The 25,484-nt window shown below is 67.9% G+C and carries 21 protein-coding genes; 4 read left to right on the forward strand and 17 right to left on the reverse strand.

Annotated features, from left to right (window positions below; all coding sequences use genetic code 11):
* Positions 1-207: 207 nt before the first annotated feature.
* The 16 genes from DSM104443_RS19130 to DSM104443_RS19205 all read right to left on the reverse strand — a co-directional run bounded on the left by DSM104443_RS19130 (position 208) and on the right by DSM104443_RS19205 (position 16,326).
* Positions 208-1,680, reverse strand: a complete 1,473-nt coding sequence (locus DSM104443_RS19130; protein ID WP_171095135.1) for a hypothetical protein — start codon at positions 1,678-1,680, stop codon at positions 208-210.
* Between the two features lie 119 nt (positions 1,681-1,799).
* Complete coding sequence (locus DSM104443_RS19135) at positions 1,800-2,180, reverse strand: hypothetical protein (protein ID WP_171095137.1); 381 nt, start codon at positions 2,178-2,180, stop codon at positions 1,800-1,802.
* A 296-nt stretch (positions 2,181-2,476) separates the two neighbouring features.
* The gene (gene gspD / locus DSM104443_RS19140) at positions 2,477-4,705 is read right to left on the reverse strand and encodes a type II secretion system secretin GspD (RefSeq protein ID WP_171095140.1); all 2,229 of its coding nucleotides are present in this window, start codon (positions 4,703-4,705) and stop codon (positions 2,477-2,479) included.
* Positions 4,706-4,722: 17 nt separating this feature from the next.
* Positions 4,723-5,547, reverse strand: coding sequence for a hypothetical protein (locus DSM104443_RS19145; protein WP_171095142.1), 825 nt, complete (start codon positions 5,545-5,547; stop codon positions 4,723-4,725).
* Positions 5,547-6,131 (reverse strand): type II secretion system protein GspM, encoded by a 585-nt coding sequence (gene gspM, locus DSM104443_RS19150; RefSeq protein ID WP_171095144.1) that lies wholly within the window; start codon positions 6,129-6,131, stop codon positions 5,547-5,549. The genes DSM104443_RS19145 and gspM overlap by 1 nt, the downstream gene beginning before the upstream one ends.
* A 7-nt stretch (positions 6,132-6,138) precedes the next feature.
* A complete protein-coding gene (locus DSM104443_RS19155) occupies positions 6,139-7,620 on the reverse strand; it encodes a PilN domain-containing protein (protein ID WP_171095146.1) in 1,482 nt (493 codons plus the stop codon).
* Complete coding sequence (locus DSM104443_RS19160; protein ID WP_171095148.1) at positions 7,620-8,552, reverse strand: type II secretion system minor pseudopilin; 933 nt, start codon at positions 8,550-8,552, stop codon at positions 7,620-7,622. The genes DSM104443_RS19155 and DSM104443_RS19160 overlap by 1 nt, the downstream gene beginning before the upstream one ends.
* The gene (locus tag DSM104443_RS19165; protein ID WP_171095150.1) at positions 8,549-9,214 is read right to left on the reverse strand and encodes a prepilin-type N-terminal cleavage/methylation domain-containing protein; all 666 of its coding nucleotides are present in this window, start codon (positions 9,212-9,214) and stop codon (positions 8,549-8,551) included. The genes DSM104443_RS19160 and DSM104443_RS19165 overlap by 4 nt, the downstream gene beginning before the upstream one ends.
* The gene (locus tag DSM104443_RS19170; RefSeq protein WP_171095152.1) at positions 9,211-9,624 is read right to left on the reverse strand and encodes a type IV pilus modification PilV family protein; all 414 of its coding nucleotides are present in this window, start codon (positions 9,622-9,624) and stop codon (positions 9,211-9,213) included. The genes DSM104443_RS19165 and DSM104443_RS19170 overlap by 4 nt, the downstream gene beginning before the upstream one ends.
* A complete protein-coding gene (locus DSM104443_RS19175) occupies positions 9,621-10,058 on the reverse strand; it encodes a GspH/FimT family pseudopilin (RefSeq protein WP_171096637.1) in 438 nt (145 codons plus the stop codon). The genes DSM104443_RS19170 and DSM104443_RS19175 overlap by 4 nt, the downstream gene beginning before the upstream one ends.
* Positions 10,059-10,066: 8 nt before the next feature.
* Positions 10,067-10,495 carry a type II secretion system major pseudopilin GspG gene (gene gspG, locus DSM104443_RS19180; RefSeq protein WP_171095154.1) on the reverse strand — a complete coding sequence of 143 codons (429 nt, stop codon included), beginning with the start codon at positions 10,493-10,495 and terminating at the stop codon, positions 10,067-10,069.
* A gap of 19 nt (positions 10,496-10,514) precedes the next feature.
* Positions 10,515-11,738, reverse strand: a complete 1,224-nt coding sequence (locus DSM104443_RS19185) for a type II secretion system F family protein (RefSeq protein ID WP_171095157.1) — start codon at positions 11,736-11,738, stop codon at positions 10,515-10,517.
* Positions 11,739-11,744: 6 nt separating this feature from the next.
* Positions 11,745-13,436 (reverse strand): type II secretion system ATPase GspE, encoded by a 1,692-nt coding sequence (gene gspE, locus DSM104443_RS19190; RefSeq protein WP_171095160.1) that lies wholly within the window; start codon positions 13,434-13,436, stop codon positions 11,745-11,747.
* 167 nt (positions 13,437-13,603) lie between these two features.
* Positions 13,604-15,139, reverse strand: a complete 1,536-nt coding sequence (locus tag DSM104443_RS19195; protein WP_171095162.1) for an ammonium transporter — start codon at positions 15,137-15,139, stop codon at positions 13,604-13,606.
* Between the two features lie 14 nt (positions 15,140-15,153).
* Complete coding sequence (gene glnK, locus DSM104443_RS19200) at positions 15,154-15,492, reverse strand: P-II family nitrogen regulator (protein WP_076019699.1); 339 nt, start codon at positions 15,490-15,492, stop codon at positions 15,154-15,156.
* 33 nt (positions 15,493-15,525) lie between these two features.
* Positions 15,526-16,326, reverse strand: a complete 801-nt coding sequence (locus DSM104443_RS19205) for a TorF family putative porin (RefSeq protein WP_171095164.1) — start codon at positions 16,324-16,326, stop codon at positions 15,526-15,528.
* 211 nt (positions 16,327-16,537) lie between these two features.
* On the opposite strand from DSM104443_RS19205, the gene DSM104443_RS19210 reads away from it, so the two are divergent.
* The 4 genes from DSM104443_RS19210 (at position 16,538) to DSM104443_RS19225 (ending at position 20,987) form a co-directional block, all read left to right on the forward strand.
* Complete coding sequence (locus DSM104443_RS19210; protein WP_171095167.1) at positions 16,538-16,783, forward strand: accessory factor UbiK family protein; 246 nt, start codon at positions 16,538-16,540, stop codon at positions 16,781-16,783.
* 22 nt (positions 16,784-16,805) lie between these two features.
* Positions 16,806-18,296: a YifB family Mg chelatase-like AAA ATPase gene (locus tag DSM104443_RS19215; RefSeq protein ID WP_171095169.1), complete on the forward strand. Its 1,491-nt coding sequence runs from the start codon at positions 16,806-16,808 to the stop codon at positions 18,294-18,296.
* A complete protein-coding gene (locus tag DSM104443_RS19220) occupies positions 18,296-19,555 on the forward strand; it encodes a multidrug effflux MFS transporter (RefSeq protein ID WP_171095171.1) in 1,260 nt (419 codons plus the stop codon). The genes DSM104443_RS19215 and DSM104443_RS19220 overlap by 1 nt, the downstream gene beginning before the upstream one ends.
* 73 nt (positions 19,556-19,628) lie before the next feature.
* On the forward strand, positions 19,629-20,987 hold the full coding sequence (locus tag DSM104443_RS19225; RefSeq protein ID WP_171095173.1) for a tetratricopeptide repeat protein: 1,359 nt from the start codon (positions 19,629-19,631) through the stop codon (positions 20,985-20,987).
* On the opposite strand, the gene DSM104443_RS19230 is transcribed toward DSM104443_RS19225, so the two are convergent.
* Positions 20,984-25,447 (reverse strand): hypothetical protein, encoded by a 4,464-nt coding sequence (locus tag DSM104443_RS19230; protein WP_171095175.1) that lies wholly within the window; start codon positions 25,445-25,447, stop codon positions 20,984-20,986. The genes DSM104443_RS19225 and DSM104443_RS19230 overlap by 4 nt on opposite strands.
* Between the last annotated feature and the right edge of the window lie 37 nt (positions 25,448-25,484).

Below are 25,484 nucleotides of genomic sequence, written 5' to 3' on the forward strand. Positions count from 1 at the left end.
ACCTGGATTGGTCGAGAATTGGTGGGACACCCCCTCGTTCGCGCCATATTTCTTTTGAAACATCGGCTTAGGACGCTTTTCTTACCTAACTACGCAACACTTTACCACAAACCTAAAATACTGAAGGAAAAAAAGGCGCGCTTTCGCGCGCCTTTTCCAGGAAATGCCGGGAGAGCAAGGTGCTGCTCCCCGGCATCCCAATCTGCATTACGGCAGGATCGCCGTACGGTAGTTGTGGCGGAACAGGCTGCCGTAGTTCGCTTGGCAGGTGGCCGTGCCGCAGGCAACCGTATTGTTGTTGAACGTGCGCACCATGAAGCCCGTAACCGGCAGGCCGTAGTAGGTGTGCGCGCCAGCCGAACCGGCGGCGCCGGTGCGCGTCAGCATCGACGTGCCGCCAGCAGCGCTGATCAGGCCCGTGCCGGCACCAGCACCCGTGAAGGTGAGGGCGGCCCAGCCGTTTTGGAACGAGGAGTCCAGCGTGACGCCCGTGAAGTTGCGCGAGCCCAGAACTCCGCTAGCCGTAGCCGACGCGCCCGGGGTATGGGCGTTGCCGTTACGGAAGGAGACCACCGTCGACTCCCAGCACACGGCGTTGGCCGGGCCAGCAGGTTGCGGCGGCGAGAAGTCGCCCGGCACCACGGAGGCGCCACGCTCTTCACGGTTCAGGAACGAAACCGCCACCAGCTCGCACGCGCCCGTCGCCGTGAAGGCGTTCGAGAACGGCAGGGCTGCGGTGGTCGCGTCGACGAACAGGGACTTCGTCGGGAACGTCAGCACCCAGTCGGTGTTCGAGAGGGTAGCCGTATCCAGGATGTACTCGTTCAGGACGGCGGTGTGCATGTACACGGCCGAGACGGCGCGAGCGCCGGCGGTCGTGCCGCTGATCGGGGTCCACACGTCGAAGTGCGCCGTGCCGTTCGCGATGGAGAACGAAGCCGGGTCAGCATCGCCCAGGTTCGGGTTTTCCGTCGGGACGTCCGAGTAGTTGATCGACGAGAGGAACTGGGCGAGGGCGTCGACGTTGTAGCCGGCGTCCGCACCGCTGTTCACGTTGATCAGCGTGCCCGTACCCGTCAGGCCACCCGTGGGCAGGCCCATCGAGAGGATAACCGCTTGGCCCTGGACGGCGGCGCAGTTGGCCGGCGTGCCGTTGGCGTTGTGGGTGACGTTCGTGGCGGAGGTGCCCGTCAGGATCGCCATTTCGAACACTTCGACGTAGCCCTCGCGGGTACGGGCGAGCGTGGTGCCCGCGCCATCGTCGGAAGCGCCGGAGAAGGCGAAGTTACGGAAGTCCTGGCCGGTCGCCGGGATGCCCGGGTTCGTGCAGGAACGGTCGGCGGTGATGATGCGGCCGGCCGAAGCGTCGGTCGCGTCGATCGGCACGATCGCGGCGGTCCACATGTCGTTCGGGGACAGGTACAGGTTGAAGTCAAGGACTTCCTGGCTGTTCCGGCCTTCGCGGATACGGACTTTCAGCACCTTGGCATCGGCCGTCGTGTTGACGATCGACAGGTAGGTGTTGAACGAGTTGGTGCCGTTGTTCTGAACCGTGTAGTACGGGTAGATCAGCGTCTGACCCAGACCATTGGGGTTCAGGAACACGGCCTCAGCGTTGCCCGCGACGCCGAGACCGGCGGCAACTGCGGACAGCAGCGCTTTCTTTTTGAACGTATTCATGTTTTCGGTTACTCCTTTGTGAAAAAAGTGATCACTTTTTTAGAGGTTACAACAGGTGGATTCTAGCCTACGAGCGCACTGCTTGTCGATTCGCCCGTACTGCTTCCCGCCGTCGCCCCCTACTTCCGCAGATACCACCAGGTTGAACCTTCCTTGACCCACGTTTCCTTCGCGGGAGTCCGGATGGGGCTCCCCCGAAATTCGTAGTCGACCAGCAGTTGCGCATCACAAGCAGTCTCGGACTCGCAAACCACCTTCTCGACCTTCACAGCCTTCCAGAATCCCAGGCGGATGGATCCGGCGAATTGCTCCTGCGACATGACGGCTTTGGTGCCGGGGCTCGAGTACTCGTACGCGCCCATGACGTCACCTTTCAGCAGCAGGTCCCACCGGGCTTGCGCCCTTTCCTGAACCTGCTGCTCCTTGGGCCTTTGATCCAACGTCGCACAGGCACCGAGGGCCACCACGCAAACGCCGAGAAACAGCTGATGCACCTTCACTCGCCTATCCATTCCACATCCTTCATGAGCCGAGAGCCTAGGGCATGTTGAATCGCACCGTCAAACAAAATCGCGCTATTTTTACCACAGTGTTGCGTCAAAACAACAACATTGCGCGACAGTTCGATTCAAACCATTGAATATAAAGAACTTATTCGATCCCGGCGAGGCGACGGAAATGTCGCACTTCGAGCCTTTCCGCAGGCCTGCTTTTAAGGCTTTTTCTCAACAAAGCCCGCGAAGTGCTTATTCGGTATGCGAATTTACTAGGGGTCCCCGCGAATGTCCAGAGACGCTCATTTTGGGGGCGCGGACTCGGCCGGCGGGGCACCTTGATAGAGCGGCATGCCCTTCTGGTAGTCCTTGATGATGTTCTCCAGCATCGGGAGCTTCCTGCGAAGCTCGTCGGACGCATCCTGGGCCTGGCGCGAATCGCTCACGATGCGCGGCGTGATCACGAGGACGAGCTCGGTGCGGTCGCGCTTCCACGTCTGGGAGCCGAATGCGGCGCCGAGAACCGGGATCTTCGAGAGGATCGGCACGCCCGTGCCGGTGTGGCCCGAGGCTTCGCGGATCATGCCCGCGAGCACCACCGATTCGCCCGAGGCGATGACCACCGTGGTCTGCACCGAGCGCGACGTGACGTCGGGGTTCGGATTCACGGCCGTCCCGCCGGTACCCGCGACGGGATCGCTCACTTCCTGGTTCACCTCGAGCGTCACCTGGTTGCCCGAGTTGATGCGCGGCGTGATGGTGAGCAGCACGCCCGTCTCGAGGTACTGGTACGAGTTCAGCACGCCGGCGCCGGTGTTGACGCCCGTCTGCGTCTGCGTCTGCACGGAGATGCGGTCGCCAACCTTGAACTGGGCCTTCTGGTTGTCCAGGACCATCAGCTGCGGCGAGGCGAGCACCTGCGCCTTGCCATCCTTGCCGAGCGAGTTCAGCACCGCGCGCACGAGGTCGCCGCTGCGGCTCACGAGCTGGAAGCCGGGATCGAGCAGGGGGACCGCGAGGTCCGCGGTGACGGGAAGGCCTCCGGTGCGGATGGCGCCCGTCGTGTTGGACCCGTTGCGGCCGTTCAGGAACCAGTTGATGCCGAACGTGAGCTCATCGGACAGCCTCACCTCGGCGAGCAGCACCTCCACGAGCACCTGGCGCGGCACGACGTCGAGCTTGCGCAGCGCGCCCTCGATCACGTCGTAGTCGCTGGGCGCGGCGAGAATCAGCAGCGAGTTCGTGTCCTTGTCCGCGATGACGCGCACCTCGCTCGCCGTGGAGCCCACGCCGCCCTGCATGTTGAACGAGACCGCGCTTGCGGGCGCCGCGGCGGCCGCGGGCGCGTTCGGTGCGCCGGGCTGCGAGTACGGAGTCTGCGAGCGGATTTCCGCGGGCCGCGCACCGGGCGCGAGCGAAGGATTGTTCGACGCGGAGCGCCGCCCCGAGAAGAGGTCGCCGATCAGCTGCGCGAGGTTCTCCGCCTTGCCGTTCTTCACGTAGTAGACGAAGAAGCGCGTGCCTCCCGAGGTGCCGCCCAGCTGGTCCAGGCGATCGACCCAGGTCTTGGCGAGCTCCAGGTAGCGCGCCTGCGTGGTGACCACGAGCAGCGCGTTCAGGCGCTCGATCGGGATCACGCGCACGATGCCGGCGAGCGGCCCCTGGCCCGCGGGGCCGAAGACCTTGTCCAGCTCCGTCACCAGCGTCTTCACGTCCGCGCTCTTGATCGGGAAGAGCCCCACGGAATAGCCCGTGAGCCAATCCACGTCGAAGAGCTCGATCGTGTCCATGAGGTGCTTCATCTCGCGCTGGTGGCCGGCGATGATGATCAGGTTGCGCACCTCGTCCACGCGCACCGTGTTGTCCGCGGCGAAGGGCTGGAGCAGGCGCTCCATCTCCTTCGCGCCGACGTAGCGCAACGGCACGACGATCACGCTGAAGCCCGCGGGCAGCGCCGACTGCGCGTTGCCGAGCTGCGGGGACACCGAGCCGCGCACCGCGGTGATCGGCAGGATCTTGTACACGCCCTCTTCCTGGACCAGCGCCGCGTTGTTCTGGCGCAGCAGCATCTCGAGGGTAGGCAGCAGCTCCTTGCGCGAGATCGGCTTGATGGTGCGGAAGGTGACCGTGCCGGCGACGGCCGGATGGACCGTATACGACTCGCGCAGGTAGTCGCCGAGGATCACCTTGGCGACCTCGCGGATGTCGAGGCCCTCGAAGTTGAGGCTCGCCTCCTCGGGGCCCGAAGGTCCCGCGGGCTTGAGCGGACGGGGGCTCACGAAGACACCCGTGCCGGGGAAGACCTTGGATTCGCTCGACGAGACCTGCGGGGCGGTGGCTTGCGCCGGCGGCTGCGCGGCGGGCCGAGCGGGGCCGAACTCCGCCGGGGCGCCGGAAGCGGCGGGCGTTGCCGTGGGGGCGTCGAAGCCGTGGGGGGGCAGCATCTTGCAGCCCGGCAAGGCGAGGACGGCCGCGAGCGCGAAGGCGGCGTACAGGGCGCGCGGCACTCGCGAGATCGGCGATTGGGGCATCGTGTCTTCTTTCATCATCATTGGCTTTGGCCTTGGCGCCGGGCACGCCGGCGAGCGAGGAGTTCTTCGGGCGTCATCTGTTGCGTCTCCTGCGACGCTCCAGCGGCGCCCTGCTGCTGCGCGGCCGGCGGCGCGGCGCGGGGACGCGGTCCGAAATCGTTCGAGCCGTCCTTCGGGGCGGCCGCCGTGCCGGGGGGCGGCTGGCCGATCATGCGTTGCTGCGGAGGTGCCGCGGGCGTGGGCGCCGCGGGCGACGGCGTTGCCGCGGGTGCCGCGGGCGAGGCGAACGGCCCGCTCGCGGGCGCGGCCGGTGCCGATTGCGCAGCCGAGCTCGAGCCGCCGGAGCCCGCGCCTGCCCCTCGTTGCACGGTGAGCGGGATCACCTCGGTATCGTCCCCGGCGCGCAGCGTCACGCGCTCGGGCTCGATCTCCGAGACCGTGACGCCGTTCACCTCGCGGCCCTTCTCGACGCGATAGAGGCGTCCGCCGGCGGCCTTCTCGCGCAGCATCGCCACCCGCTGGTCGCCGACGATGATCACGCCCTGCAGGAGGTATTGGCCCTTGGAGAGCGTGGTGGTGGCCACGGCCTGCGGTGCCGGCCGCCGCGTGGGCGAGAAGAGCGGCCGCGAGCCGGTCTCGGGGTATGCCTGCTCCGCCGGCGCGGACGTGATCGGCGGCAGGAGCTTGGACTCGGCGAACGCGGGGTTGGCGTTCGACGCGGTCGCGATCGGCGGCGCGGCGCGCAGGCCCCACGCGATTTCCGCGGCGATCACGAGCACCAGCAAGGCGCCCACCACGGCGAGCGCGGCGGTAATGGGATGGCGCTGGAGGAACTCTCGCATCACGACCCCGCCGTCTGGGAGTAACCGTATACGTCGAACTGCACGAACATCTCCGGCTCCGCGCCCGGGCCGGGCCGGAAGTTGTACGGCACCGAGCTTCGGATCATCAGGTTGTCGACGAACAGGTACGGCGTCGCGCTCTCGATGGTGTGCAGGATGCGCCGCAATGCCTGGACGTTGGCCGTGAGCTGGACGTTCACGGTGACCTGGCGATAGCGGCCCTCTTCCTTGGACGGCGGCACCTGCATCGTGATGAGTTTGGCCCCGTTGCCTTCGATCAGCTGGCGCAGCACCTCCTGGCCTTCGGCCGCGGAGAGTGCCGGCGCTCCGGGACGCAGGAAGAACTTGCGGGCCTCTCGCGCGCGCATCGTCTCGAGGCTTCGCGTGACGTCGGGCCGCGTGGCCGCGATGCGGCGATAGCGCTGCAGGAGATCGGTGCCCTCGGTGAGCGCGCGGTCGTAGTGGCGATGGGCGAACCACGTCGGCACGGCCACGGCCGCCACGGCGAGGACGATCACGCCGGCGAGAAGGGCCAGGGCCAGCTTGCGGCTCTGCTCGGCGGAGAGCGTGCGGAAGTTGATCATCGCGGCGTCACTTTCCGGGCTCCGGTTTCGGCTCGCCCTTGGCCGGCGCCTTGGACGACCTGCGGGCAGGACCGAAATCCGCGGGGGCATTCGGTGCGGGGGCGCTCGGTGCCGCGGCGTTCGGTGCCGCGGCCTTCGGCGGCACCGCGGGAGTCGGTGTCACGGTCGCGGTGGCCGGAGGCTGCGCGTCCGCCGGCGCGGGCTTCGTCGCATCGGAAGCAGTGGACTTCGTGGCATCCGCGGTCGCGGGCTTGGCCGCATCGGCCGCGGCGGGCTTCGCCGCATCGACGGGCGGAGGCGGAGGCGGGGGCACCACGGTTGCCGTGGGGAACGACGCGGCCATGGAAAGCGGCACGGCCTCGGGCATCGTGCGCGGGCGCACCTCGGCGGCGATGAGGAACCGCTCGTTCCCGGGCTGCGAGCCCTTGGTGATCGAGCCGCGCGGCGCGGCGTTCTGCAGGACCTTCGACTGCTCGAAGATCTCGATCAGCTTCGACGACGACGGCGTCTCGCCCGAGATCTGGACCTCGCGGATCTTGCCCGTCGGCCGGATGTCGAGCTGCTGCACCCAGGTCGTGTCCGGCAGGAGGCGCGAGAGCTCCTCCACGAGGACGAGCGTGGGCTGCACCGTGTGCTTCTTGGTGAGCAGGAAGTTGTAGTCCGCCACGATCTTCTCCAGCTCCTTGGAGAGGATGTCGGTGGCCTCGGCCTCCGCGCGGGCCTTCATGAGCACGGGCTGCAGCGCGATCACCGCCTCGCGCTTCTGCCACAGCGGGAGCGCCAGCGCGAGCGCCAGGAGGGCGAGCACGATGCCGCCGGCCGTCATCTGCAGGCTGCGTTCGCGGCGGCGGTCGAGCTCGCCGGGCAGGCCTTCGGGCAAGAGGTCGAGCGGCGCGCTCCAGCGCGCCACGTCGTCGGCGAGCACCACCGCCTGGACTTCGCCGCCGTACTCGCGCAGCGTCGCGACCTTGGCGTCCACCAGCGGCCGGCGCGCGACGCCGAGATCGACCTGGATGCGGGCGGCCACCGGGTCGCGGGAAGCCACGCGATGGTCGAAGTACACGTCCTCGCCGCGGAACGGCGTCAGGCGGTCCATCTCGAAGGCGAGCACCTGCGCGAGGTTCTCCTCCGTGGCGAGCGGCAGCGCCACCCGGCGGAGCAGGGATTCATCTCGATCGAGGCAGAGGCGCACGCGCGGATCCGTTTCGCCGGCGCGGGCGAGCAGGCTGCGCAGCGCGATCTTGCGGCCCTCGGGATCGAGCGACGAGAGCGGCGCCTCGCCGATCTCGGCGAACGTGGTGCCGCGCGCCTCGAGGAGCACGAGCGTCTCGCCGCGCAATGCGACGACGGGCGCGCGCTTCATGCCCGCGCCGCCCAGGCTCTCGGGCACCTCGCGCGCGAGCTGCGCCGTCCACCAGCTCCAGAAGGCCTCGGCCTGTTGGCGCCAGGCGGGCTTCCCCGCGCGCAAGCGATCCGGTATTGCAGCCATCAGTTACGCACCCCTTCTTCTCCTTCGGCGGGCTTCGGTTCCGGAGCCGTCGCGGCGCGCCACGCGAGGAACGTCACGGCGCGCTGCGGCACGGGACGCAACAATGCCACGGCATCGCGCACGAAAACCGTTCCGTCGTCGAGGCGCGCGGTGGCCTTGATCGACGCGATGAGGCTGGTGGGAGGCGCGGCGTAGGCGCCCGCTTCCGGAAACGACGGCACGGGCTCGCCCGCGGCACGCGCGGCTTCGCGGCGGGCGATGTACGCATCGACGATCTCGCCGGTGAGCCCCGGGATGGCCATCAGCACCTCGCGCGTCGCCGTGAGCGGATACACGCCGGCCTGGCGCGAGTAGACCGTCACCAGGGGCGCGATACGGCGATAGATGTCGGGGCGCATGCCGAGCACGAGTTGGATTTCCTCGATGGCCTGGAAGGGGGAGTTCGCGGGAGCGTACGTGAGGCCGGCGGCCCGGTAATCCGGTTCCTCCGCGCCGTTGGGACGGCGGAGTGTGTCCGGATCGCGCCAGTCGAGGATCGCGTCGAGGAGTTTGTCCGCCTCCTCGTCCTTGAGCCCCACCGAGACCAGCAGCCCCCGCAAGAGGGTGTCCGATGCGGTATTCAAGTCGATTTTAGCAGACTCATCGCGCAATTCGATGGTGATGGGCGTGCCGTCGAACACCCAGGAACGCGGCGTGCCGTCTCGCCGCCAGATGTCGGGCGAGTTGTCCGTGCGGTAGGTCTCGAAGACCGCGCGCTGCACCGCGGCATCGGCCAGCGCCTCGGCGCGCGCCATCGACATGGAGTTGCGGATCACGAAGGAATCGGTGCGCGCCGCGAAGATGAAGCTGGACGCGATCACCATCAGCAGCGCCCCGAGCCAGATCACCAGCACGAGGGCCACGCCACGCTGGCTTGCGCGGACCTTGATCATGGCCGCCTCGGCCGGCAAGCGCGCTGGAACGTGTTCTCCAGGCACCCGGCCTCCTCGCTCAGCATCACGCGGACCATCGTTTCCGGCTGCTCCGCACCATCGGCCGCCACGACGCGCAGGCGGATCAGCGTGGGCATCTTGGCGTGCGTCCATTCGTCGCGCCACTTCGGCTGCTCGATGTCGTTGTCGGAACCGAAGTACGAGAAATGCACCGTGTCCACGTCGGAATAGAGGATCGTGGACTCGGAGCGCTCGAGCGGCCCGAAGTCCTTGGCCGCGTCGTCGGGCGCGGCGCGGCGCATCACGAGGTTGCGCTTGCGGCCTTCGCCTTCGACCTCGAGGCTCACGAGCGAGAGGCCCGCCGTCGAGAGCCCGGCGGGGCGCGTCGACACGAAGCGCAGCCGCGTGGCCGAGCCTTCGAGCGCGAGCTTGAGGGTCATCGCGTCCTTGAAGCGCATCGGGAAGATCTCGGAGAGCTCGCGGCGCAGGAAGTTCTGCGACAGGCGCAGGTCCGCGGTGCGATGCCCCTGGTTCGCCCCGGCGTCCCAGCTGCGCAGCGCGAAGCTGACACCCGACCACGCCATGCCGAGCATGGCCGCGAGCAGCGCCATGGCGAGCACGATCTCGATCAGCGTGAATCCCGCCTGGTGCGCGCGCTTCACGACGGCTTCGCCCCGACGAGGAGGGTCGAGAGCGAGTAGACCTGGTCGCGCCCGTCGCTGCCGTGCCAGGACACCAGCGAATCGACGCGGTAGATCGCGATGTTGGCCTGCGGCGCCGACGATCCCGGCCCCGGGTCCTCGCCGTAGGCCGTGACGCGCAGCGACCACGCGTACTTGCGGTCCGGGCTCTCGCCGCGCGTCTCGCCTTCCTTGAGGCCATCTTCCAGGCCCGCCGAGGCGAGGCGCGACTGCGCGATGGCGAGCGCCTGCGAGCGCTCGTCGAGCGTGGTCCCGCGCGACAGCCCCGAGGAGAAGACCTGGAAAACGGTGACGAGAATCAGCGCCAGCAGCACGAAGGCAACCACCACCTCGAGCAACGTGAATCCATGTGGGCGGCGCGCTCGCATCATTCGTTGATCGCGACGCGCCCGGTGAGCCAATCGACGTCCACGAGGAACTTCCGCTCGCCGGAGGAGACCGTGATGCGCCCACCGGTCGAGCTGCCGTCGGGATAGAAGCGGATCGAGCCCTTGCGCTGGCTCTCCACCTCGGTCTGCGCGGTGTAGAGCTTGAGCTCCACGCCCTCGGGCAGCTTGTGGGGGCGGGTCTCGCCGCTGAAGGTGAACTCGCGCGCGTCGACGTCGATCGTGAGCACGGCATCGCGGCGCTGCGCCATCGCGGTGGACTGCGCGGCTCGCAAGCCCCCGGCGAGCGAACGGGCCGACGCCTTGAGGTCCGCGGCCGACGCGCCCTTGCCCGTGAACGAAACGAGCATCGCCATGGTCATCGCACCGATGACCAACACGACGATGATTTCGAGCAACGTGAAGCCGCGGCTGCGCATCGGAACCGTCAGTTGACGAGGTCCTTGTCTTCGCCCTCGCCGCCTTCCTTGCCGTCGGCACCGAGCGTGACGATCTCGAACGGTCGGTTGTCGCGCCCCGGCTGGTTGTAGCGGAAGTCGTTGCCCCAGGGATCCTTGAGCGTGGTCTGGTCCTTCACATAGGGACCGTTCCACTTGTCCATGCCCGCGGGCTTGTCGACCAGGGCCTTCAGCCCTTCCGACGCATTGGGATAGCGGCCGACCTCGAGGCGCAGGATCTCCAGCTGCCCGGAGAGCTGCTCCATCTTGGCCTTGGCGAGCGCCTGGTTGGCCTTGCCGACGTTGCCGAAGATGCGCGGCGCGAGGAACGCCATGATGGTGCCGAGGATGATCAGCACGATCACGAGCTCCAGCAGCGTGAAGCCGCGGGCGCCGCGGGAAGGTTGGATTCTTTTCATGCGTGGGGTGCTCCGTTTTCTAGAAAGGCAGGTCGTAGATCGCCAGCATCGCCGAGAGCATCGAGAGGATGATCCCCGCAACGACGATCGCCATGGTCAGGATCATCGCCGGCTCGAGGAAGGCGAGGATCTTCTTGATCGCCTGTTCCACCTCGACGTCGTAGGTGTCCGCCACTTGCAGCAACATCTCGTCCAGCCGGCCGGTCTCTTCACCGACCATGATCATGTGCACCGCGAGCGGCGGGAAGCGGCCGCTTTCCATCATCGGGCGGCCGAGGCCGCGGCCTTCCTTCAGCTCGCGCGCCACGTTGCCCACGGCCTCCGCGAGCCAGGTGTTGCCCATCGTGTCGCGCACGATCGACAGCGCGCTCACGAGCGCCACGCCGTTGCCGAGCAGGGTTCCGAGCGTGCGCGCGAAGCGCGTCATCTCGACCCGCGAGATGAGGCTGCCCACCAGCGGCCAGCCCAGCATGCGGCGGTCCATCGCGAACTTGGTCTCCGGATCCTGCAATTTGTTCCGCATGTAAAGCAGAATTCCGGCAATTCCTAGCGTAATGGCCCACCAGTAGTTGCGCAGCACGTCCGCCAGGAAGATCACGACGGTCGTCACGAAGGGCAGCGCCTTGCCGGATTGCGCGAAGATCGGCTGGAACTTCGGCACCACGAAGATGAGCAGGATCACCACCGAGAGGATCGACACCGTGAAGAGGATCGCGGGGTAGACCAGCGCGGAAGTGACCTGCGCCTTGAGGGCCTTGGCGCGCTCCATGAACTCCGCGAGGCGCGCGAGCACGCCCGGGAGGCTTCCGCCGGCTTCGCCCGCGCGGATCATGTTCACGTAGAAGCGCGAGAAGACGCCCTGGTTGTCGAGCGCCTTCGAAAGCGACGAGCCGCCGCGCACGTCGTTGCGGACCTTCGTCATCAGCTCGGCCACACGCGGGGTCGAGGCGAGGTTGATGAGGATCTCGACGGAGCGGTCGAGCGGCAGGCCGGCCTTCAGCAGCGTGGCGAGCTCGCGCGTGATGATGCCGATGTCGTCCTGGGAGATGCCGCGGCGCTGGAAGAGCGGGCGCGAGACGGCCGATGCGGGAGCGCTGCGGGCCACCCCCGCTTCCTCGGCGCGGATCGGGATGAAGCCCATCTCCTGCAGGCGCGCGATCGCTCCCGGATGGCTCGCGGCCTCCAGGACACCTTCCTGGACCTCGCCCGTGGGCGCGACCGCCTTGTATTGGAAAAACGGCATGGAACGCTAGTCTTCGCGCGTGACGCGAAGCACTTCCTCGATCGTCGTCTGCCCGGCGAGCGCTTTTCGCAGCCCGTTCTCGAACATCGTCTCCATTCCCCCTTCGATCGCCGCGGTGCGAAGCTCGCCCGCGGTCGCATGGCGCATGATGAGCGCGCGGATGGCATCGGTCATGACCATCATCTCGATGATGCACAGCCGCCCCCAGTAGCCCGTGTTGGCGCACTGCGGGCAACCGACCGGCTTGTAGAGCGTGACCTTGCCCTGCGGCACGAAGCGGCGCAGGCCCATCTGCTCCGTCACTTCGGGAAGAGCCTCGTGCGGCTCGCGGCAATGCTTGCAGAGCGTGCGCACCAGGCGCTGCGCGAGGATGCCGCTGATCGTGGAGGTGAGGAGATAGTCTTCCGACCCCATGTCGACCAGGCGGTTGATCGTCGAGGGCGCGTCGTTCGTGTGGACCGTCGAGATCACCATGTGGCCCGTCAACGCCGACTGCATGGCGATGCGCACCGTCTCCAGGTCGCGGATCTCGCCCACCATGATGATGTCCGGGTCCTGGCGAACGATGGAGCGCAGCGCCGTCGCGAAGGTGAGGTTGATCTGCGACTTCACCTGGATCTGGTTGATGCCCGGCATCTGGTATTCGACCGGATCCTCGACCGTGACGATCTTCACGTCGGGATTGTTCAGGCGGTCGAGCGCGGTGTAGAGCGTGGTCGTCTTGCCCGAGCCCGTGGGGCCGGTGACGAGCAGGATGCCGTGCGGCTGGTCCAGGACCTTGAGGAAGTTCTCGAGCGTCTTGCCCTCGAAGCCCAGCGACTCGAAGTCGAGCGGCACGCCACCCTTGTCGAGCAGGCGCATCACGACGCTCTCGCCATGCATCGTGGGCACCGTGGAGACGCGAAGGTCGATCTCCTTGCCCTGGATGCGCACTTTGATGCGGCCGTCCTGCGGCAGGCGGCGCTCGGCGATGTCCAGGCTCGCCATGATCTTCACGCGGCTGATCACCGCGGCGGACAGGCGGCGCGGCGGGGACTCGACCTCGTGCAGCACGCCGTCGATGCGGTAGCGCACGATCAGGCGGTTCTCGAACGGCTCGATGTGGATGTCGGAGGCGCGCTGCTCGGAAGCCTTGGCGAGCAGCAGGTTCACGAGGCGGATGACCGGGGCCTCGGAGGCCATGTCCTTCAGGTGCTCGATGTCGCCCCAGTCGGCGTCCTCGTCGGAGCGCACCTCGATGTTGTCGACGATCTGGCCCATCGACGACTTGCCACCGCCATAGAGGCGCTCGAGCGCGGCCTCGATCTCGCTGGGCGCGGCAATGTACGGGCGCACGCGCTTGCCGCTCGCCATCTGAACCGCGGTGAGGACGTACGAATCGCTCGGGTCGGCGATCGCGAGGGCGAGCTCTTCGTCGTCCTCACGCAGCGGGACCGCTTGCGCGTCCCTCAGGAATTTCGCGCTGATGCGCTCTTCCATGAGCGGGAGCTCGGGGAAGTCGGTGCTCAATGCGACGGGGATGTCGAGCTGGGTCGCCAGCGCATCGGCGAGGTCGCGGCCGGACACCATGCCGAGTCTCGCGAGGATCACGCCGATCTTTTCGCCGGCGTTGCCCTCCTGCAGCTTCAGGGCTCGCTCGAGGTTCGCGGGGTCGAGCTTTCCCCGGGCGACGAGGATCTCACCGATACGTTGGGGCAAAGGGGAATTTCCGTCCGTAAATAGCTGAAAAGTATAGCAGCCGGACCTGTTTCAGCCGGTTGCGGAACGGAGGTTGGAACGGGTCGCGTGGCAAAAGTTGCCGAAGAGCCCTAAAGAAAAAGGGCGGCCCGGTTTCCCGGACCGCCCAATGGCCTCTTGGGAGAAACTCAGTTGTAGGCCGACTCGCCGTGTGCGGTGATGTCGAGCCCTTCACGCTCGTCTTCTTCCGGCACGCGCATGCCGATGACGAGATCCGCGATCTTGTAGGCGATGAACGCCACCACGCCGGACCAAACCAGTGTGACGCCGACCGCCTTCGCCTGCACGATCACCTGCGACAGGATCGAGTAGTCCGCCGGCTTCACCATCGCCGCCGTGACCCAGTCGGACACGTAGCCGGGGCCGCCCAGGTCGGGCGAAGCGAACACGCCCGTCAGGATGGCGCCGAGGATGCCGCCAACCGCGTGCACGCCGTACACGTCGAGCGAGTCATCGGCCTTCAGCATCTTCTTCAGGCCCGACACGCCCCACAGGCAGACGACGCCCGCGGCGGTGCCGATCACGAACGCACCGGGGATGCCGACGTTACCCGCCGCCGGGGTGATGGCCACGAGGCCCGCCACCGCGCCCGAAGCCGCGCCCAGCATCGAAGGCTTACCCTTGAAGAGCCACTCGAAGATGATCCACGAGAGCACCGCGCAGGCCGTCGCGAGGAACGTGTTCATGAACGCGAGCACCGCCGAGTTGCCGGATTCGAGCGCCGAGCCGGCGTTGAAGCCGAACCAGCCGAACCACAGCAGCGAGGCGCCGATCATGGTCATGGGCAGGTTGTGCGGCGTCATCGCTTCCTTGCCGAAGCCGATCCGCTTGCCCACCACGTAGGCGCCCACCAGGCCGGCGATACCGGCGTTGATGTGCACCACCGTGCCGCCCGCGAAGTCGAGGGCGCCCCACTGCCACAGCAGGCCTGCCTTGGCGTTCAGCCCGTCGACGAGCTTCGGATCGGTGTACGCATCCGGGCCCATCCAGAACCACACCATGTGCGCGATCGGCGCGTACGAGAACGTGAACCACAGCACCATGAACAGCAGCACCGCGGCGAACTTCGCGCGCTCGGCGAACGCGCCGAGGATCAGGCAGCAGGTGATCGCCGCGAACGTCGCCTGGAAGGCCACGAACAGCAGCTCGGGAATCACGACGCCCTTGGAGAACGTGGCGGCCATCGCGAAGTTGCCCGCGTTGGCATCCACCGTGCCCTTCAGGAACAGGCGGTCGAACCCGCCGATGTAGGCGTTGCCCTCGGTGAACGCGAGGCTGTAGCCGTAGACGCACCACAGCACCGTGATCAGCGAGAACACGATGAAGACCTGCATCAGCATCGACAGCATGTTCTTCGAGCGCACCATGCCGCCGTAGAACAGTGCCAGGCCAGGCAGGCTCATCAGCAGCACGAGCGCGGTGCAGGTGAGCATCCACGCCACGTCGCCCTTGTTGGGCACGGGTGCGGGAGGCGCCGCGGCCGCGGGAGCTGCGGCGGCTTCGGCGGGCTTCGCCGCATCGGCGGGTGCGGCCGCCTTGGCGTCCGCGGGCGCAGCCGCCGCGGGCGCGGCGGCCGGTGCATCGGCCTTCTTGTCCTGGGCGATCGCGACGGCGCCGAACCCCAATGCGGCGACGAGCGCAAACAGACTGAGTACGCGTTTCATATTCGGTGTCCCCTTTAGAGTGCGTCGGCGCCGGTCTCGCCGGTGCGGATGCGGATCACCTGCTCGAGATTGAGCACGAAGATCTTCCCGTCACCGATCTTGCCGGTGTTGGCGGACTTCTCGATCGCCTCGATGACGCGGTCGAGCATGTCGTCCTTGATCGCGGCCTCCACCTTCACCTTCGGGAGGAAATCCACGACGTACTCGGCGCCTCGGTAGAGCTCCGTGTGGCCCTTCTGCCGGCCGAAGCCCTTGACCTCGGTGACGGTGATGCCCTGAACCCCGATGCCCGACAGTGCTTCGCGCACCTCGTCGAGCTTGAACGGCTTGATGATGGCCGTGACCAGTTTCATGTGTCCTCTCCTTTTGTGCTGCGAGCGGCTGGCTTAGAACGCGTACGTCACGAAGGCAACGATTCGCTTCTTCGACCAGTTCTTGTCGCGGATCGTGTAGAGCTCGTCCTTGGCGTTGGTGCCCTTGTAGTACAGGCCACCGTTCCATCCGCTGCCGAAGTCGTACACGCCGCCGACCTTCCACACCCCGTAGGAAAGATCGTCGTTGTCGAAGCCGCTCGACTGCGTGCCTGCGTAGCGCTGGTAGCCGAGGAGACCGGTGAACGAGAACTTCGTGTCGGCGACCGGGTACGTGACGGCCAGCTCGATGTAGTCGGAGCCTTCGGAGCTCGGCACGCCGAACGTGTCGTTGAACGAGTAGGAGTACTTGAGCGTGGCGAAGCTGTACGTGAGGCCGATGTACACCTCGTCGGTGTTCGGCTTCGGGTTGAAGGCGCCCGAGCGCGGGTACTCATAGCGCAGGTAGCCCACGTCGACGGTCCAGTCCTTGATCGGCTCGAACTTGTAGCCGGCGTAGATATCCCACTCGAGGTTGGCGTCGGTGTTGAAGCCGCCCGCGTACGCCGTGTCCTTCAGCCACTTGATGTTCGAGAAGAAGAAGCCCGCGTAGAAGCCGCTCGAGTGCCCGTAGTCTAGGTTCAGCTGGAGGGCCGGATCTTCGGAGGTCTGCGAGATGCCGCGGTATTCGTATTCGGTGAACAGGCCGAGCTTCCCGGTGAACGAATGCGGGGACTCGGGCGCAGCGGGTGCGGCGGGAGCGGGGGCCGTCTGTGCATATGAAACGACCGGAACGCTGACTGCCGCGGCCAAGAGCAATGCGGGGAGCTGGCGCATGTTGCTATCCTTTTGTTGATGGTGGGTGGACGGCAACGTAAAGAGCAGCAAGCGTGCCAAGAACTGGGGCTCGTCAAGGTACTGTCACATAAGGGATTTCGATCATCGCCCCGACCCATTGCACCGCCGCCGAGCAGGCGCGCGCCACGATGCACCAAGCCGGTGCGCCCGGATCCACGCCGTCAACGGGATCGCCTACACAGGAGTTGGAATGAACGAGAGCTGGATGAATGAAGTCAGCGCCCGGTTGGCATCGCTCGCCGCCGCCAACCCGGCCAGGGACTTCGAGAAGAACGCACGCGGCCTGCTTTCGAGCGCATTCGCGCGCCTCGATCTCGTCACGCGAGAGGAATTCGACGTCCAGTCGCAAGTGCTCGCCCGTGCGCGCGAGAAGTTGGCCGCGCTCGAGGCGCGGGTCGCGGAGCTGGAGGCCACCGCCGCCGGCCGCGTGAAATGAAACCCGCCCTGCAAGGAGCACCGTGTCCGTTGCCGTCGTCTTCAGCCGGGGCCTCGCCGGCCTCGATGCGCCGCTCGTGCGCGTCGAGGCGCACGTCGGCGGCGGGCTGCCGCAGTTCCACATCGTCGGCTTGCCCGACACGGAGGTGAAGGAGGCGAGAGACCGCGTCCGCGCGGCGCTGGCCACTTCGCACTTCAAGTTTCCCGCGGGTCGCGTCATCGTGAACCTCGCGCCGGCCGATCTCCCCAAGGAAAGCGGCCGCTTCGACCTCCCGATCGCCATCGGCATCCTCGCGGCCACCGAACAAGTGAAGACCGATCACCTGGCCGAGCATGAATTCGCCGGGGAGCTCGCGTTGTCCGGAGAGCTCCGCCCGATCCGCGGCGCGCTCGCCATGACGTACTGTGCCCACCGCGACGGGCGTTCCTTCGTATTGCCCGCTTCGGTCGCGGAGGAAGCCGGCCTCGCGCGCGGCGCCACGGTTCGCCCGGCGCGCACGCTGCTCGAGGTGTGCGCGCATCTCTCCGGCCAGGCTTCGCTTCCCATCCACGAAGCGAAGGCCGTTCGCGGCGAGCCCACGTATCCCGACATGGCGGATGTCGCTGGCCAGGCCACGGCGCGGCGCGCGCTGGAGATCGCGGCCGCCGGTGGCCACTCGCTGTTGCTGTGCGGCCCTCCGGGCACGGGCAAGACGATGCTCGCCCTGCGCTTCCCCGGCATACTGCCGGCCATGTCGGAAGATGAAGCGCTCGAAGCCGCGGCCGTGCAAAGCCTTGCCAGCGCGGGCTTCCATCCGGAGCGCTTCGGGACCCGCGCTTTCCGCAGCCCGCACCACACCGCCTCGGCCATCGCGCTCGTGGGCGGCGGCTCGCCGCCGCGTCCCGGCGAGATCTCGCTCGCGCACCACGGCGTGCTGTTCCTGGACGAGCTGCCGGAATTCGACCGGCGCGTCCTCGAGGTGCTGCGCGAGCCTCTCGAATCGGGCGCCATCACGATCTCTCGCGCGGCCCAGCAGGCGGATTTCCCCGCGCGCTTCCAGTTGGTCGCCGCGATGAACCCCTGCCCCTGCGGCTACCTCGGCGATTCGCGCAATCCCTGCAAGTGCACGCCCACGCAAGTGCAGCGTTACCGCTCGCGCATCTCGGGCCCGCTGCTGGACCGCATCGATCTGCATGTGAACCTCCACGCCGTCGCCGCGGCCGAGCTCTCGTCGAAGGCGGGCGAGGCTTCGAGCCTCGTGCGCCGTCGCGCCGCGGGGGCAAGGGCTCGCCAGGTCGCGCGCCAGGGCGTGGCGAACGCGCGCGTGCCTTCGTCGCAAGTGGATTCCCGCATGCGCCCCGATGCGCGGGGTCTCCAGATGCTGCGCAATGCCGCGTCGCAACTCGGGCTTTCGGCGCGCGCCCACCACCGCGTGCTTCGCGTGGCGCGCACCGTCGCCGACCTCGAAGGCTCCGATGCGCTCGCCGGCCGGCACGTCGCCGAGGCCCTCGCCTATCGCGGCCTGCGCTCCTGATGCCGCACGGAACGCAGCACTCGAAGTCGTTCAAGCGAGGCTTCGCCGCGCTGCTCGCCGCGCTGGCGACACTGGGGCCGTTCTCCGTCGACACGTACCTGCCGGCGTTCGCGGGCATCCAGCAATCGCTCGACACCACGCCGCTCGGCGTGCAGCAGACCCTGTCGGTCTATCTCTTCGCCTTCGGCGTGATGTTCCTCTTCCACGGCGCGATCTCCGACAGCTTCGGCCGGCGCCCGGTGATCCTCGTATCGCTCGTGGTGTTCACGATCGCATCGGCCTTCGCCACGTTCGCGAGCACGCTGCACGAGCTGCTGGTGTGCCGCGTGTTCCAGGGCCTTTCCGTGGGCGCCGGCATCGTCGTGGGCCGCGCGATGATCCGCGACCTCTTCGATTCCGCGGACGCGCAACGCCTCATGTCGCTGGTGACGCTCTTCTTCGGCCTCGCCCCCGCCATCGCGCCGATCGTGGGCGGCGTCCTCTATGCGTGGCTCGGCTGGCGCTCGATCTTCGGCTTCCTCACGGTCGTCGGCGTGCTGCTGGTGGCGCTCAGCTTTCGCGCGCTCCCGGAGACGCTGCCGAAGGAAGGCCGGCAGGCCTTCCACCCGGCGGCACTCTTCGCGGGCTATCGCGAAGTCGCCATCAACGCCCGCTTCCTGCTGCTCTCGCTCGCGGCGGGCTTCAACTTCAACGGCTTCTTCGTCTACATCGTCTCGGCGCCGGTGTACCTCGGCGAGCACTTGAAGCTGGGCCCACAGGAATACGCGTGGCTTTTCATCCCCGGCATCGTCGGCATCATGATGGGCTCGCAGCTCTCGGGCCGCGCGGCGGGTCGCCTCACGCCGTACGAAACGGTGAAGCGCGGCTATGCCTTCATGGCGGTAGGCGCCACGGTGAACCTCGCGTACGCGCTCTCCACCGATCCGTCGCTGCCGTGGGCCGTGCTCCAGATGTTCGTCTACGGCATCGGCTTCGCGATGGTGATGCCCTCGATCACGCTCCTCACCCTGGAGCTCTTCCCCACGCGGCGCGGCATGGCGGCGTCGCTGCAGGGCTTCGTGTCGGGAATGGTCAACGTGCTCACGGCCGGCGTGATCGCGCCCGCGATCTATCACCACCCGCGCTGGCTCGCGCTCGGCATGCTCGCTCTCGGTGCCACGGGCCTCCTGTTCTGGCTTTCCTACCTTCGCATCGCGCGGCGCATCGTCGAGGATCCCCCGACGATCCTGCCGGAACCCCGGGAGACAAACCCTGACTGAAGCCAGCGTCGTCGCCGCCTTCAAGTGCCTGCAGGCCGGGGACGCCGCGGGCGCCCTCGAGGCCGCGCGCGCCATGCTCGCCACGCAACCGCGCAACGCGCGCGCGCATCTGGCGGCGGGCCTCGCGCTGCGCGGCCTGGGACGCCTCGACGAATCGCGAAGCGCGTTCGACGAAGCCGCGCGCCTCGAGCCGGGCGATTACGCCGCCGCCTACGAGCTGGGGCTGCTCCATGAGCTGCGGGGCGACGACGCGGCGGCACTCGCGCAGTTCGAAAGGACCTCGGAATTGCGCCCCGCCTTCGCACCCGCGAAATATGCCGCGGGCGCGACACGGCTTCGGCTGAAGCAATGGGCCGAAGCGGCCGCCGCCTTCGAGGCGGTCCTCGCGATCGATCCGCGCAACGCCGACGCGCGACGCGCCCTCGTCGCCGCCCTCACGCAGGCGGGCCGCGTCGCGGTCGGGCAAGGCGAGTTCACCGAGGCCTCGCGCCTGTACCACGCCGCGCGAACCCTCGATCCGGCGAACGCGGAGCTGGCGATGTACGCCGCGCAAACCGATCTCCTGCTCGGGCGCTGGGTCTCCGGATGGTCCGCGTATCGCGCGAGGCCCACGCGCCTTGCGTTCGAGGCGCAGCTCGCCCGCGAAGGCCATCCGTATCGCGTGCCGCCGGCCGAGGCGCTTCGCGGTCGCGGCGTACGCATCCTCGCCGAGCAGGGCCTGGGCGACATCCTGTTCCTGCTGCGCTTCGCCGCGACGATCGAAGGCGCCACGCACCTCGATTTCGTCGGCGATGCGCGCCTGCATTCGCTGCTCGCGCGCTCGGGCCTGTTCCGGCGGCTCGAGCCCGACCGCATCGCACCTCCCGGGGAGGGCGAGGTCGAGCTCCTCGCCGGAGACCTTCCGCTGCTCGCGGCCGCCACGGGCGCGTGTCCGCCCTCGCTCGCGATCACGCCCGAGCCGCATCGCGTCGCCGAATGGACGCGCCGCCTCGAAGTGCTCGGCCCCCGGCCCTGGATCGGCGTCACCTGGCGCGCGGGCACCGACAAGCCCAAGCGAGGCGAGAGCCTCGCAAAGTCGGTGCCGCTCGAGACGCTGCTCACCCCGCTGCGCGGAACCGGCACCCTGGTCTCGCTGCAACGCGCGCCCGGCGAACACGACCTCGAGAATGGCGCCCGCTTCCTCGGCGCCCGACTCCACGACCTCGCATCGGCGAACGTGGATCTCGAGGAAGCCCTCGCATTGCTGTCGGTGCTCGACCGCTACGTGGGCGTGAGCAACACCAACATCCACTTGCGCGCGCTCACCGGGAAGGAGTGCGAGCTCTACGTGCCCTTCCCCTACGAGTGGCGCTGGGGAACCGAGGGCGATTCACCCTGGTTCCCCGGCTGGAAGGTGCACCGGCAGGCGCCGGACGGGCGCTGGCCCGGCTAGCGGATCGTCCAGGTGTACACCGCGGGCGTCGCGTCCGCCTGGCCCTGGGGATTGCGCGCGCGAACCTGGAAGGTGTGGGTCGTCCGGGTGAGTCCTGCATAGGTCCGCGGGCTCGCACACGCCATCCATGCGCCGCTATCCATCCTGCAATCGAACATCAGCCCCGCCGGCGTCGAGATGAACATGAACGTGGCCGTCGTGTTCGTGGTGTTGTTCTGCGGGGAGCTGGTGATCGTCGTGTTGATCACGGGCAAGACGATGAAAGCCCGGTTCGCCGGTGACGGATCCGGCCGGCCGGTGGCGTCGATGGCGCGGACCTCCGCCGTGTAGTTGCCCGGCGGCAGCAGCGGCGCCGTCCACGCACTTGTGCACGGCGCGAACGGCGAGACGCCCACGACTCGGCATTCGAACGCCGCCCCCGGCACGTTGGAGGTGAACGTGAAGATCGCGGGCGTCCCCTCCGGAAGCGACGGAGGCCCGGAGGTGATCGTCGTATCCGGCGGCGGGCCGGCTTGCACCGTCCAGCCATGGAACGTCGGCGGCGCCATGTTTCCTGCCGCATCCCACGCCTTCACGCGGAAGTTGTAGGGCCCGGGCACCAGGTTCGTGTAGGACACGGGACTCACGCAATCGACGAACGCCGCTCCGTTCAGGCTGCACTGCACGCCCGCCGGAGGCTTGGTGAAGTGAAAGGCGAACTGGGCGACGGTGGAGGTGGTCACGCCAGGAGGAAAGGCGTCGAGGATGACGCGCGGAGGCTCGACGATCACCGTGAACGTCCACGAAGCCGGTGTCGGATCGACGCGGCCCTGCGTATCGAGGGCCCGCACCTCCGCCGTGTAGCCGCCCGCGGGAAGCGCCGACGTCGTCCACGGGTTCGCGCACGGTCCGAACGCCACCGTGTTCAGGCGGCACTCGAACGTCGCGCCCGGAGCATTGGAGGTGAAGGTGAAGGTCGCCATCGCGCCTTCGGGCACCTGCGTCGCCGGCCCGGACACGATCGTCGTCTCCGGCGGCTGGTCCACAGATACCGACCAGGAGTACGCAGTCGGCGGATCCATGTGTCCCGCCGCATCCCAGGCGCGCACGCTGAACGTGTAGCTGCCCGAGGCGAGGTTGTCGTAGGTCACGCCGCTCGCACAGTCCGCGACGGCCGATCCGTTCAGGCTGCACTGCACGCGGAACGGCGGCTTGCTGAAGTGGAACGTGAACTGCGCGGAGGGCGAGGCCGACACCGCGGGCGGATACGTGTCGAGCGTGATGTGCGGCGCCTGCGTGTTCACCGTGAACGCCAGCGTGGCGGGCGTCGGATCCACCACGCCGCTCGGGTTCACCGCGCGCACCGCGAGCTCGTGCGGCCCGTCGGGCAACCCGCCCCACGTGGACATGCGCGGGCACGGCACGAACGCAGCTCCGTCCATGCTGCACTCGAACGTGCGGCCGAGCCCGAGGTCGTCGGCGAAGAAATAGCTCGCGAAGTATGTCTGCACGTCCGTGTACCAGGCGTTCGTGATCGACGTGTCGGGCACCGACGTGTCCTCCGCCGGAACCGGGATCGCGGGATCCACGATCCACGTGCGCGTCACCGGCTCGCTCGTCGTGGGAATGCCGAGCGGATCGCCGGTCGCGCGCACCGTGAAGGCATGGGAGCCGGGCGTCATGTTCTCGTACGTGACGGGCGACGTGCACGGCAGGAAGTCCGAGCCATCGAGGCTGCACTCGAACACCGGGTCGTCGTGCGCGAACAGCGTGAAGGTCGCCGTGGTGCTCGGCGTCACGGGATTGGGCCCGGTGACGATGTCGAGGTGCTGGAGGTTGCCGATGTAGCTCGCGGTGTACTCGATCACCTGCTGCCAGGACCCGAGCGTGACGCGATACTGGAACGGATAGTTCACGCCGCCGGCGATGGTGCGAAGGCAGAGATACGTCGTGCCGACGGGGATCGTGCCCGCCAGGCTCGTGTACGCCATCGGATCGCAGTTGGGCGACCACTGGATCGGGCCGCCGTTGTTCAGCGCTTCGAGCGTCACCGGAATCGGCGAGTTGAAGGTGCCGAGACGCACCCTCCACAGGATGTCCGACACCGGATAGGCGACGACCGGCAGCCCCAATGCATTGGGCGCAAGGTCCGGGTCGACGTCCGGGAGCACCGTCCACGTGAAGGAGGCCGGCGTCGGGTCGATGCGGTCGACCGGATCCCGCGCGCGAACCAGGAACGCGTGCGACGCGAACGAGAGATCCGCGAACGCGATGCCGCTCGCGCAGGGTACGAACGGCGCGCCGTCGAGGCTGCACTCGAAGGTCGAGGACGGCTTGTCGCTCGCGAACGTGAAGCGGGCCGAGCGCGAATAGGTCGACGCTTCCGGTCCGGACTGGATCGACGTGTCGGGCACGCGCGTGTCGACGGTCACGCTTTGAGTCGCCGGCGTGGGATCGGTGAGGCCGCCGCGAACCGCGCGAACCGCCATCGTGTGCGGGCCGTCCGCAAGATTCACCGTGAAGGGAGACGCGCAAGCCGCGAACGCTCCCGCGTCGACGGCGCATTCGAACGTCGCATGATCGGCCGGTGCCGATGTGAAGGTAAAGGTCGCGCTGCCGTAGTAGTAAGCGCCGGTCGGGCCTCCGAGGGTCGTCTCGGGCGGCTCGGTGGCCTGCACGAACCACGCGTAGACGGGCGGCGCGGGATCGACCGTGCCGTTCGCGTTGACGGCACGCACCGAGAGCGAATGCGGACCGACGGAGACCGGCGAGACGGTCCAGCCCGGAGTCGCGCATGCGATCCATTCCGCCTGGTCCAATGAACACTGGAACGTGCCGCCGGGCTGGCTCGACGTGAAGCTGAACGTGGCGGCCGTGCTGGTCGTCATCGCCGGGGGCGTGCTCGCGATGCTGGTCTGCGGCGGCGGATCGGCGACGGTGGTCGACGTCGCGTTGCCCGACCAGTTGCCGATCGTCACCTGCGTGGCGACGGCCGTGCTGAACTGGCTCGACGCCGTGTGCCGCACGCAGAGGTGCGAGCCCTCGGTGAGCACCCAGCCCGGTGAGCTCGTATACGCACCCGGAATGCAGTTGAGCGACCACTGCCCGTTCACGACCGTGACGGGAAGCGGCGCGGCGAATCCCTGCACGACGATGTTCCAGTCCTGCGTGGAGCCGCGCGCCACGTCGAGGCGGGAATCGAATGCGGTGGCCGGCAGGTCGGGCGCGAGATCCTGCGGAAGGAGGTCCGCCTCGGGCTCACCCGTGGTCGAGACGTAGCTCGTCACGGAATACGATTGCGAATAGGGCGTCGGGTTGCCCACGACGATCACGCGATGCCTCGGGCTCATGTGGGCGCCGACGGTCTCCGCACCGAATTGCGCCGGCGGATTGAGCTCGACGTAGGCCGGCGGGGGAACGTCGCCGTTGCGCGTCGAATCCACGAGATCGAACAGCCACGTGTGGGTTCCACTGGCCGCGGCCGTGTCGCGCGCGTAGCCCGCGGCGATGAGATCGTTCGGCCCGGTCGTCATCCGCACGAGCGCGGTGATCGCCGAGAGCGTGGACGACGCGCCGGGTACCGCGACGGTGGGCGTGAGGACACCGCCGGTGCCGAACGTGGCATCGACCGTGCCGTTCGGATTCAAGCGCACCAGCGTCGCGCGCGGGTTCCCGCCGCTCGCCTGCGACCTGCCGCCGATCAAGATCTTTCCGTTGCCGAGGACCACGACGGCGCCGACATCCGCAGCGGCCGCGCCGAGCGGAATCCGGACCTGCCCGTTGCCGTTGCCGCCGAACGAGTACTCGTTGTTGCCGTTGGCCTGGTAGCGCTCGGCGAACATCGACCACCCGCCATTGCTCTCGCGCACCACGCCCGCGGCCACCACGCGGCCCGACGATGCGTCCACCGTGAGCGCGCGGTATTGGCCGACGGCCTCGGCGGAGCCGATGGCGCTCGACAGCATGCCGTTCGGCAGGAGGGTGGCAAACGCCGTGTAGCTGTCGGCTTGCGGCGAGGCGCGATGCCCGCCCCCCGCGAGGTAGTTGCCGTTCGCAAGCTGCGTGATCGCGTTGTACTGGTATCCCTCGGTGAACGAATGCGCGAGCTGGATCTCCACGTTGCCGTCGGCGTTGAGCCGCACGAACCACGGCACCCCGCCCGCGTAGGCCATCACGACGACCTTGTCGCCGGCGCCGGCCGTAATCGCAGTGGGGGTCACGGCCGAGCTGAAGGTGACCGAGACGCTGCCGGCGCTTCCGAACGCATTGTCCGGGAGCCCGTCGGGCGTGTAGCGCCGCACGAGGACGATGTTCTCGTAGCCCGACGTGTAGCGTTTCGCCGCGACGACGATCCGCTTCTGCGAGTCCTGCGCAGTGGCGACGGCATCGATGTCGGCGGGCAGGGCGGCGCACGCGATCGAGGCGGCACCGAAGAGGAACACGAGCGCGAAACGCGCTGCGAATCGTACGAGCGGTTGCATGGCGACTCCCTGTCCACGCCGGTCTGGAAGTGCCGGC

Origin of the sequence: Usitatibacter rugosus (assembly GCF_013003965.1) — a bacterium.
Lineage (GTDB): Bacteria > Pseudomonadota > Gammaproteobacteria > Burkholderiales > Usitatibacteraceae > Usitatibacter > Usitatibacter rugosus.

What these genes read in the sequence shown, in the direction of transcription:
- gspM (WP_171095144.1), bottom strand. Translation starts at nt 6,131, where the DNA reads ATGATCAACTTCCGCACGCTCTCCGCCGAGCAGAGCCGCAAGCTGGCC.
- gspD (WP_171095140.1), bottom strand. Translation starts at nt 4,705, where the DNA reads ATGCCCCAATCGCCGATCTCGCGAGTGCCGCGCGCCCTGTACGCCGCC.
- DSM104443_RS19230 (WP_171095175.1), bottom strand. Translation starts at nt 25,447, where the DNA reads ATGCAACCGCTCGTACGATTCGCAGCGCGTTTCGCGCTCGTGTTCCTC.
- gspG (WP_171095154.1), bottom strand. Translation starts at nt 10,495, where the DNA reads ATGAAAAGAATCCAACCTTCCCGCGGCGCCCGCGGCTTCACGCTGCTG.
- DSM104443_RS19175 (WP_171096637.1), bottom strand. Translation starts at nt 10,058, where the DNA reads ATGCGCAGCCGCGGCTTCACGTTGCTCGAAATCATCGTCGTGTTGGTC.
- DSM104443_RS19195 (WP_171095162.1), bottom strand. Translation starts at nt 15,139, where the DNA reads ATGAAACGCGTACTCAGTCTGTTTGCGCTCGTCGCCGCATTGGGGTTC.
- glnK (WP_076019699.1), bottom strand. Translation starts at nt 15,492, where the DNA reads ATGAAACTGGTCACGGCCATCATCAAGCCGTTCAAGCTCGACGAGGTG.
- DSM104443_RS19160 (WP_171095148.1), bottom strand. Translation starts at nt 8,552, where the DNA reads ATGATCAAGGTCCGCGCAAGCCAGCGTGGCGTGGCCCTCGTGCTGGTG.
- DSM104443_RS19205 (WP_171095164.1), bottom strand. Translation starts at nt 16,326, where the DNA reads ATGCGCCAGCTCCCCGCATTGCTCTTGGCCGCGGCAGTCAGCGTTCCG.
- DSM104443_RS19210 (WP_171095167.1), top strand. Translation starts at nt 16,538, where the DNA reads ATGAACGAGAGCTGGATGAATGAAGTCAGCGCCCGGTTGGCATCGCTC.
- DSM104443_RS19145 (WP_171095142.1), bottom strand. Translation starts at nt 5,547, where the DNA reads ATGCGAGAGTTCCTCCAGCGCCATCCCATTACCGCCGCGCTCGCCGTG.
- DSM104443_RS19220 (WP_171095171.1), top strand. Translation starts at nt 18,296, where the DNA reads ATGCCGCACGGAACGCAGCACTCGAAGTCGTTCAAGCGAGGCTTCGCC.
- DSM104443_RS19155 (WP_171095146.1), bottom strand. Translation starts at nt 7,620, where the DNA reads ATGGCTGCAATACCGGATCGCTTGCGCGCGGGGAAGCCCGCCTGGCGC.
- DSM104443_RS19225 (WP_171095173.1), top strand. Translation starts at nt 19,629, where the DNA reads ATGCTCGCCACGCAACCGCGCAACGCGCGCGCGCATCTGGCGGCGGGC.
- DSM104443_RS19130 (WP_171095135.1), bottom strand. Translation starts at nt 1,680, where the DNA reads ATGAATACGTTCAAAAAGAAAGCGCTGCTGTCCGCAGTTGCCGCCGGT.
- DSM104443_RS19185 (WP_171095157.1), bottom strand. Translation starts at nt 11,738, where the DNA reads ATGCCGTTTTTCCAATACAAGGCGGTCGCGCCCACGGGCGAGGTCCAG.
- DSM104443_RS19170 (WP_171095152.1), bottom strand. Translation starts at nt 9,624, where the DNA reads ATGATGCGAGCGCGCCGCCCACATGGATTCACGTTGCTCGAGGTGGTG.